This is a genomic window from Clostridium sp. CTA-5, assembly GCF_054768135.1.
Genome location: NZ_BAAAAT010000023.1, coordinates 1 through 9,093 on the forward strand (window position 1 = coordinate 1; position 9,093 = coordinate 9,093).

At 27.3% G+C, this 9,093-nt stretch carries 8 protein-coding genes, 2 tRNA genes and 3 rRNA genes; 10 read left to right on the top strand and 3 right to left on the bottom strand.

Annotated elements, in window-relative coordinates; genetic code table 11:
• The 8 genes from ACYUET_RS18825 to ACYUET_RS18860 form a co-directional block, all read left to right on the top strand.
• Window positions 1-96, top strand: a 23S ribosomal RNA gene (locus tag ACYUET_RS18825); the annotation flags it as partial.
• Window positions 97-230: 134 nt separating this feature from the next.
• Window positions 231-347, top strand: a 5S ribosomal RNA gene (gene rrf / locus ACYUET_RS18830).
• A 6-nt stretch (window positions 348-353) separates the two neighbouring features.
• Window positions 354-429, top strand: a tRNA-Lys gene (locus tag ACYUET_RS18835).
• A gap of 233 nt (window positions 430-662) precedes the next feature.
• The gene (locus ACYUET_RS18840; RefSeq protein WP_460282177.1) at window positions 663-1,619 is read left to right on the top strand and encodes an L-lactate dehydrogenase; all 957 of its coding nucleotides are present in this window, start codon (window positions 663-665) and stop codon (window positions 1,617-1,619) included.
• Window positions 1,620-1,939: 320 nt separating this feature from the next.
• Complete coding sequence (locus ACYUET_RS18845; protein ID WP_460282179.1) at window positions 1,940-2,719, top strand: flagellar motor protein; 780 nt, start codon at window positions 1,940-1,942, stop codon at window positions 2,717-2,719.
• A gap of 9 nt (window positions 2,720-2,728) precedes the next feature.
• Complete coding sequence (locus ACYUET_RS18850; RefSeq protein ID WP_460282181.1) at window positions 2,729-3,448, top strand: flagellar motor protein MotB; 720 nt, start codon at window positions 2,729-2,731, stop codon at window positions 3,446-3,448.
• Between the two features lie 199 nt (window positions 3,449-3,647).
• A 5S ribosomal RNA gene (gene rrf / locus ACYUET_RS18855) occupies window positions 3,648-3,764 on the top strand.
• Window positions 3,765-3,769: 5 nt separating this feature from the next.
• Window positions 3,770-3,845, top strand: a tRNA-Lys gene (locus tag ACYUET_RS18860).
• A 92-nt stretch (window positions 3,846-3,937) separates the two neighbouring features.
• Here ACYUET_RS18860 and hydF read toward each other — a convergent pair.
• The 3 genes from hydF to ACYUET_RS18875 all read right to left on the bottom strand — a co-directional run bounded on the left by hydF (window position 3,938) and on the right by ACYUET_RS18875 (window position 6,526).
• Window positions 3,938-5,131 (bottom strand): [FeFe] hydrogenase H-cluster maturation GTPase HydF, encoded by a 1,194-nt coding sequence (gene hydF / locus ACYUET_RS18865; protein ID WP_460282183.1) that lies wholly within the window; start codon window positions 5,129-5,131, stop codon window positions 3,938-3,940.
• 21 nt (window positions 5,132-5,152) lie between these two features.
• The gene (locus ACYUET_RS18870) at window positions 5,153-5,398 is read right to left on the bottom strand and encodes a TM1266 family iron-only hydrogenase system putative regulator (protein WP_219781411.1); all 246 of its coding nucleotides are present in this window, start codon (window positions 5,396-5,398) and stop codon (window positions 5,153-5,155) included.
• Between the two features lie 369 nt (window positions 5,399-5,767).
• Window positions 5,768-6,526, bottom strand: coding sequence for a signal peptidase II (locus ACYUET_RS18875; RefSeq protein WP_460282185.1), 759 nt, complete (start codon window positions 6,524-6,526; stop codon window positions 5,768-5,770).
• A 206-nt stretch (window positions 6,527-6,732) separates the two neighbouring features.
• On the opposite strand from ACYUET_RS18875, the gene ACYUET_RS18880 reads away from it, so the two are divergent.
• Complete coding sequence (locus tag ACYUET_RS18880) at window positions 6,733-7,548, top strand: pyruvate, water dikinase regulatory protein (RefSeq protein ID WP_460282187.1); 816 nt, start codon at window positions 6,733-6,735, stop codon at window positions 7,546-7,548.
• An 81-nt stretch (window positions 7,549-7,629) separates the two neighbouring features.
• On the top strand, window positions 7,630-8,526 hold the full coding sequence (locus ACYUET_RS18885) for a patatin-like phospholipase family protein (RefSeq protein WP_460282188.1): 897 nt from the start codon (window positions 7,630-7,632) through the stop codon (window positions 8,524-8,526).
• The last annotated feature ends 567 nt before the right edge of the window (window positions 8,527-9,093 follow it).

Sequence of the window (9,093 nt, forward strand, 5' to 3'; positions counted from 1 at the left end):
TAAGACCCCTTGAAGACTACAAGGTTGATAGGTCAGAGGTGTAAGTGTGGTAACATATTTAGCTGACTGATACTAATAGGTCGAGGGCTTGACCAATAATAATTAAGTATATACAAAATATGTGCAATTTTGAAAGAACAAATCTTTCAGAATTTAAAAGGAAACTCGACGAACAGAGTTCGCTGAGTACAGTTCTTTTAGCTAAATCGAAGATTTAGAAAGAACTAGCATCTGGTGATGATGGCATAGAAGTAACACTCCTTTCCATTCCGAACAGGACAGTTAAGATCTATAGCGCCGAAGGTACTGCATGGGAGACTGTGTGGGAGATTAGGACATTGCCAGGTTTATTTGCGTGATTAGCTCAGTTGGTAGAGCACCTGACTCTTAATCAGGGTGTCCAGGGTTCGAATCCCTGATGGCGCACCAAAGCAAAGGCTACTGAATAATTCAGTAGCTTTTTTTTATGTATAGAAAAGTATAAAGTTTGTTAAGTAAATAAAAAATAAATATACAGATATGTAAAAAGTTATAAACAATTTTTTATAATTTTTTATAAATAATGTGGATAACTTTTGAATATTGTTATTAAAATTCATTATATAAAAATTAAAAGTGTTTAAACTAATAATAATTATATTAATTATTAAGGAGGATAAAATATGGCTTTAGATAAAAGTAAAATTGCCATAGTAGGAGCAGGTCTGGTTGGTTCTACAACTGCTTTTAGTTTAATTACTCAGGGAGTATGTGATGAGATATTAATGATAGACATTAATAAGGAACGTGCTTATGGAGAAGTAATGGATTTAAATCATTGTATTGAATATTTAAATAGAAATACAAAGGTTATAACAGGATCTTATGAAAATTGTAAGGATATAGATATTGTTGTTATAACAGCTGGGCCGCCACCAAAACCAGGACAAACAAGACTGGATACATTAGAATTATCAGCCCAAATAGTCGAATCTATTGTAAATCCTATAATGAAAAGTGGATTTAATGGATATTTTATTATTGTATCTAATCCAGTTGATATAATAGCTCATTATGTATACAAAATATCAGGATTACCTAAAAATCATATTATAGGTACAGGTACTTCTGTAGATTCAGCTAGATTAAAAAATTTTATTGGTGATTTAATAAATGTGGACCCTAGAAGTATTCAGGCCTATTCAATGGGAGAGCATGGTGATTCTCAAATGGTACCATGGTCTCATGTAACAGTAGGAGGGAAATCTTTTAATACAATTTTAGAGGATAATAGAGAATTAGTAGGTGAAGTAGACTTAGATAAATTAGTATTAGATACTGCTAGAGCAGGATGGGAAGTATATGATAGAAAAGGAACAACATATTATGCAATAGCAGCTGCAACAGTAGCGATAATAAAGGCAATTATGTATAATGAAAATAAAATAATGCCTGTATCTACATTATTAGAAGGAGAATATGGAGAATATGATGTTTTCTGTGGAGTACCGTGCGTTTTAAATAGTGAAGGTGTTAAGGATATATTAGAAATACATCTTACTGATGATGAATTAAATAAATTTAAGAGTTCAATAAATGTAATAAGAAAGTATACTGATAAGTTAATTAAAAAAAATTAAATAAGGATACCTTTAGATATTAAATGCTTGTAAAAAATTCATAAGATGTATTTTTTACAAGCTAAAATTATATATAGGATAAATTAATAGACTACTATTTTTTACAATTAAAATTTAAAGACTATATTTTTATATTTTTAAATAAACAAATGTAAAATAAATAGAAAATTAAGATAGATTTCTACTATAAAAAATTTTAAATTGTTTTTATATATGTGTTTATTAGCGTATAATATTAACATATATATTAATTTTATGTATATATTGTAAAATAATTTTATATATTAAATTTGAAATAATAAAAATTGGGGGGATTTATTATGGACATTATTATCGTTATAAGCTTATTGTTTGCATTTACCTCTTTAATTTTAGGATTCCTTTTAGAAGGAGGGACTTTAAGAGCACTATTTCAGTTAACAGCATTAATAATAGTATTTGGTGGAACAATAGGCGCTGTAGGAATATCATTTCCTATTAATATACTTAAAAAATTTCCTAGAGTTCTAGCTGTTGCATTTAAAAAAAGGGAAAGTAAGATAAAAGAAAATATAATATATTTTAAAGATATAGCATCTAAAACAAGACGAGAAGGTTTATTAAGTATAGAATCTGAAATATCAAATAATTCTAGCATTGACCCATTTATAAAAAAAGGATTACAAATGGTTGTAGACGGAATAGAACAGTCTACGATTAAAAGTATATTAGAGACTAAATTAGAACAAATATCTGAAAGGCATGATGAAGGAATCGAAATGTTCTCAGCAGCAGGAGGGTATGCACCTACCATGGGTATTATAGGAACTGTAATGGGACTTGTACAAGTAGTAGGGAATCTAAGTGATCCAATGGCATTAGGTCCTAAAATTGCTGCAGCATTTATGGCTACATTATATGGTATTGCCTCAGCAAATCTGTTATGGTTACCAATTGCTAATAAGTTAAAAGTATTAGATAGAGAAGAAATAAATGAAAAGTCAATGGTTATTGAAGCAATTTTACTTATTCAACAAGGTTCTAATCCTAATACATTAGTTAGTAAACTTGAAGGTTATTTAACAGATAATCAATCAAAATTTTTTGAAAAAGATTATTAGAGGTGTGGAATGAAGAAGAAAAAGGAGAGTAAGGAAAATAGCGAGAGATGGTTAATTACGTATTCTGACCTAATAACATTATTAATGGTCCTTTTTGTAATTTTATATGCATCTTCAAATGTAAATAAAGAAAAATATGATCAAATAACTAAATCATTTCAACAAGCTTTTAGTATAGGTAGTGAGCAAGGCGCTATTGTTGGGTCTGAGATAGAATCTGTTAATGTAGATAATGCAGTAATAAGTGAAGAGAGTAAATTAGATGGAGTTAAAGACAAAGTAGACAACCTTATAAAAGAATCTGATTTAAATGGGAGTATTTCTACATCTATTCAAGAAAGAGGACTTGTAATAAGTTTTTCGGATAATATTTTTTTTAATAGTGGAGATGCTACTATTAAGGAAGATTATAAAAAAAAGTTAATATCAATTTCTAAAGTTTTGAATGATATAGATAATTATATAAGGGTTGAAGGTCATACAGATAATGTAACTATAAATACAACATATTTTCACTCAAATTGGCAACTTTCATCAATAAGAGCTTCAAATGTAGTAGAGTTCTTAGTTAATGAAGGCAAGGTCTCTCCAAAAAGATTGTCTTCAGTTGGTTATGGAGAATATAGGCCTACTAAATCTAATGATACAGAAGAAGGAAGAGCAACAAATAGAAGAGTGGATATAGTTATTTTGAATAGTAAGTTTAATGAATCAGAAACTAATAAATGATAATTTATAATATTCAAAGATAAAGGGAAATAAAAGAATGAATATATGTTTAAAATAGAGAACAACTTAGTATTTAGACGTATATTGGATATAATGTCGATATACGTCTAAATAAGATGTTGACATAATAATATAAACTCTATATAATAATATCTTGTTGAGGGCATTACTTCAACGAAAGAGAAAACTAAAATGAATATCTGGTGATGATGGCATAGAAGTAACACTCCTACCCATTCCGAACAGGACAGTTAAGATCTATAGCGCCGAAGGTACTGCATGGGAGACTGTGTGGAAGATTAGGACGTTGCCAGGTTATATGGTTCACTAGCTCAGTCGGTAGAGCACATGACTTTTAATCATGGTGTCCCGGGTTCGATTCCCGGGTGAGCCACCAAAAATCACTTCGAAAGAAGTGATTTTTTATTAGACTTGCTTAGTATTTATATATAGATAGAGCCTTTGCTTAAATTTAGCAAAGGCTCTATATTATTTTTGTAATAATAAGTTACATGCCCTATCAAGAATTCCATTAAGTTCTGCTAAGGCTACACCAAAATTAGTTATTGGTACGTTATATCCTTTAATAGCTTCTAGTCTTGATAATAGTTGTCTTCTTGTAAACATGCAAGCACCACAATGTATTATAAGCTTAAATTCAGATAAATCTTTTGGAAAATCTGTTCCTGCTACATTTACTATATTTAATTTAGCACCAACTTTTTTTTCTAATAATATAGGAAGCTTTTCTCTAGCAATATCTCCTTTTTTAGCATGATGTGTACAAGATTCAGCAATCAAGATTTTATCACCAGCTTTTAAATTATTAATTGTTTTAGCACCATCAACAAATAGTTTAAGATCTCCTTTATATCTAGCCATTAATATAGAAAATGAAGTCAATCTAATATCATTTGGTATAATTTCATTTACTTTTTTAAACATCTGAGAATCTGTAATTACTAAAGATGGATCTTTTACTATCTTTAATATATCATTTAATTCAGTATCTTTTACTGTTAATGCCATAGCATCATTATCAAGAATATCTCTTATTGTTTGGACCTGAGGTAATATAAGTCGTCCTTTAGGTGCTTGTATGTCTTGAGGAGCAACTAATATCACTCTATCTTTAGGTTTCACAATATCGCCAAGAATCGTTGGCATTTCGAAATCAATAGGAGCATTGTTTATAAGCTCTTCTTTAAATTTACCTATATTTATTTTATTTTTAGAACTTACTTCAACGAAAGGAATATTAAATGAATTTTTTAACATTTCAATGTTATTAACGCCTAAATCAATTTTGTTTATAACACCTATAACAGGTATATTTTTAGATTTTAAATCATTGAACCATTCTTTTTCCTGTTCTATATTATTATCATTAGGAGAAAATACAAGAACAGCTAAATCAGTCTTTTGAATTATTTCTTTAGTCTTTTCTACTCTTAGAGCTCCTAAATCTCCAACATCATCTAAACCAGCAGTATCAATTATTAAAATAGGTCCTAAAGGCAATAATTCCATAGCTTTAGAAACTGGGTCAGTAGTAGTCCCAGGAGTATCAGAAACAACAGAAATAGGTTGATTTGTTAAAGCATTAATTAAACTAGATTTTCCAACATTTCTTTTACCAAATATAGAAATATGAAGTCTATTTGCTTTTGGTGTATTAAACATAATAAAGGTTCCTCCCTTAAACTAATTTTTTGTAATTGCGGATTTTACAGATACATTTTTTAAATTTCCAAGTTTTCCTGTTAAAGAACTAATTTCATCTGTACTACCATCAACTATAATAGAAATTACTGAGATCTTTCTTTCTTTATAAGGTATTCCCATTCTTCCAACAATAATTGAAGAAAAATTATGTAGTATTTCATTTACAGCTGGAGCTGATAACAAGTCTTCAATTACAATTGCAACCACACCCACTCTTGTATTCATAAAGTTACACCTCTTTGATTTTTAGATTTCTTTTTTATTCTTTAAATTATTTATTTATAAGTTTTTAAGTTAAGCTTGAATATAGAATATTTCATATTCTGATTTTATTATAGTTTTTTAAAGAATAAAAAAATCTTCTACAATAATTGTAGAAGATTATTAAAACATCAAGAAATATACCTAAATTTATTAGGTATTGATTTATACTTTCTCCTCATGCTTAGAATGCTCCTTACAATTAGATCTTAGATTATTAAATTTATAAATATAACATCTAAAGAATTTGAAAGAAACACTAACAATGTTCTTCAGAAATTTAATATTTATAAAATTGTAGCATAATACATAAGTATAAATCTATAATTTTAATTATTTATTTTTAAGAAGTGTAAATTTACTATTTATATCTTCCTTTGTAAAATTTAAAAATCTTTTTAATGAGTTTAAATCATCTTTAATACTGCTATCTTCTTCAGAAGAAAGATAACCATTATTAGATAAAGTAAGAATAAAAAATAGTATTCCTAAATTAATGTATATGTCTTTTATGTCGGCAATAAATAAATTACTAATTCCTATAAAATCTAAACTTCCTCCATAAAATATTTTATCAATCAAAGAACATAATGCTCCACAAAATATAAACATAAAACACATATCAGCCCAAAAGTCTTTATTATCTCTATATAAATAATATCTATATGCTTCAATAAAAATAAAAAGTGAAATTATATTAAATAATATTAATATAGGAAAACTAACTCCAGCACCAAATCTTGCATTTAACCAAGAACCATCAGTATTAATAATTGGATTAAATGATAGTAAGTTAGGAATTATATTAATAAAATTATTAAACCAAAATAATTTTATTAGTATTTTAATTCCTTGATCGATAAACATTAAAGAAATAAAAATTTTTGTCATTGAATTCAAAGTGAAGCCTTTTATATTTTTATTTGAAATTTCATAAATAAAAAAACCAACTATAGCAAATAGAAACATAATACCTATATTAAGAAATATAGTTGGAAAATTGTTAATTCTATTAGTGAATAATTCAAATAAAAAGTATAGCATCCACATTAGTGGTAGAACAGCTATAGTTAATAACTTTTTAGTTTTCATAATTATCCTCCATATTAACTATGAGTATAAAAAATTCATATTAATTACTATACTAAAGTTTAGCACACAAAATGAAAAAATTCACTACTATTAAAATATACAGAGTTGGTTTAATATATAAAGTGAATACGAATTCATAAAAATATTTTAATAAATTAATATGGTATTGGTCTTGGGTAAAATTAATGAGAAAGAGGGAATAAAATATGTTAACTATTTTTGCAGTATCAGATTCTATAGGAGAAACAGCTCACCAAGTTGCTATTGCTGTATCTAGTCAATTTAAAGAAGAAATAGAAGTAAAAAGGATACCTTATGTAAAAACGCTAGAAGATGTAGAAGATGTAATAAAGGCTGTAGAAAAATGTGAAAACAGCATTATAATATCTACTATAATTACTGTTAATGCAAGAGAGTATTTAACTCAAAAAGGGGTTGAAAAAAATATTTCTGTAATGAATGTTTTAGGACCAATGATTAATGTTGCTTCAGCAATATTAAAGACTCAACCTGAATATAATCCAGGAGCAATGAGGAAAATTGATGGAATGTATTTTAACAGAATAGAAGCTATGGAATTTGCAATGCAATATGATGATAGTAAAGATTATAGGGGATTAAAAAATGCAGATGTGGTTTTAGTCGGAGTATCAAGAACATCTAAAACACCTCTTAGTATGTATTTAGCTAATAAGGGGATAAAAACAATAAATATACCTTTAATGCCAGAGGTAAGTATACCTAATGAATTATACGAGGTGGATAGAAAAAAGATATTTGGATTAACTATAAATCCTCTTCAATTAATTGAAATCAGAAAAAGAAGACTAGATAAATTCCACAGAATAACTTCTGATATAAAATATGCAGGAGATGAAAGAGTATTAGAAGAATTTGAGTTTGCAGATAAAATAATGAGAAAATTAGGTTGTAAAACAATAGATGTGACACAAAGAGCCATTGAAGATACTGCATTAATCATATTAGAGTCTATTGGATATCATAAAAATGCACGTAATTAAAGAACTTTAATTCTATTTATAGCATAATTTGATTATAGGGATATTAATTTGAGTTACAGTCTCTGGGGAGAGTGATTGTTTATGAAAATAGGATTAGTATTAGCTGGGGGAGGCGCTAGAGGTGCGTATCAAATAGGAGTATGGAAAGCTTTAAAAGAATTAAAAATTGATAAACATATTAGTGTAATATCTGGAACATCTATAGGTGCTTTAAATGCAGTATTATTTTGTCAAGGAGATTTAGAAAAGGCTAATGAAGTTTGGCATAACATATCTAAGGAAAGTGTACTTCCAATAAATGAAAAGGACTTAAATATTAGAGGGTTTTTAATATCTATCGGATTAAAAAATATGAACTTTGTAAAAAAATATATGCCTAAAACTCTGGAAATGGGTAATTTATCGAGAAAAGGTTTATTAGATATAATGGATAATTATATAAATTTTTCGAAGCTAGAAAAAAACAATAGAATTTGTTATGCTGCATGTACAGAAATAGAGAGTTTTCAACCTAAATATTTTAAAATTAATGGCTATAATGAACAGAGCATTAGAAGGATTTTATTAGCAACATCAGCATTGCCTATGATTTATGAATCAGAAGAATTTGAATCAATGAAATATTTAGATGGAGGAATGGCAGATAATGTACCTATTCAACCTGTATATGGAGAAAATTGTGATATAATAATAGTTGTGCATCTTTCTAAAGAATCTAAGATAAATAAAAAATTATTTCCTAATACTAAAATAATAGAGATTAGGCCATCATCCATGGATGATGGAGTATTAAACGGTATATTAGACTTTATTCCAGAAAGTGTAGAAAAGAGAATCAATCTAGGATATAGTGATACATTGGATTATTTAAAACCAATTATTGATTTAGGGTTACTAGCTAATAAATATAAGAAATCTATTAAAAATAACAAAGAAAGTTTTTTTAGTTCTATTATAAAAAAACAATTCATAAAATAAAAGTTTAAAGCTATCTTAAAGAATAATATTTAAGATAGCTTATTTTTTAAAAGTAGATTTTTATAGTTATCAAATGTACAAATAAAGATTGTTACCATAAAATACAATGAATTAAAATTAATATTCTGTACATAATTAATTTTATAGAACAAGATATAATTTTGTAACTTGTTTCTATGATTAATATATAGTTGTTACTTAAATAGAAATAAATATAAAAATAATGTTGACAATATATATTTAAAGTGTTAAGATAAAACACGTCGCTGAGAGATGCAAACTATAGAAAAGATAAAACATTTGAAAATAAAGTTTTAGTAAAAAATATAGTTGACATTTTAAAAAACAAGTGATATACTAAGATAGTCGCTTGAGGGTGACATAAAAAAACAAAAGCTGACAACGAGAGTTGAAGCGGAAGAAAATGGTCTTTGAAAATTGAACAGAATATATAAAATACATTTAAGTAAACCAGCAATTCTTTTTGAAAAGTAAGCTAAGATTAAACTTTTTTATGAGAGTTTGATCCTGGCTCAGGACGAACGCTGGCGGCGTGCCTAACACATG

Coding starts and splice junctions, on each gene's coding strand:
- ACYUET_RS18845 (WP_460282179.1), top strand. CDS start 1,940: ATGGACATTATTATCGTTATAAGCTTATTGTTTGCATTTACCTCTTTA.
- ACYUET_RS18870 (WP_219781411.1), bottom strand. CDS start 5,398: ATGAATACAAGAGTGGGTGTGGTTGCAATTGTAATTGAAGACTTGTTA.
- ACYUET_RS18850 (WP_460282181.1), top strand. CDS start 2,729: ATGAAGAAGAAAAAGGAGAGTAAGGAAAATAGCGAGAGATGGTTAATT.
- ACYUET_RS18840 (WP_460282177.1), top strand. CDS start 663: ATGGCTTTAGATAAAAGTAAAATTGCCATAGTAGGAGCAGGTCTGGTT.
- ACYUET_RS18885 (WP_460282188.1), top strand. CDS start 7,630: ATGAAAATAGGATTAGTATTAGCTGGGGGAGGCGCTAGAGGTGCGTAT.
- ACYUET_RS18875 (WP_460282185.1), bottom strand. CDS start 6,526: ATGAAAACTAAAAAGTTATTAACTATAGCTGTTCTACCACTAATGTGG.
- ACYUET_RS18880 (WP_460282187.1), top strand. CDS start 6,733: ATGTTAACTATTTTTGCAGTATCAGATTCTATAGGAGAAACAGCTCAC.
- hydF (WP_460282183.1), bottom strand. CDS start 5,131: ATGTTTAATACACCAAAAGCAAATAGACTTCATATTTCTATATTTGGT.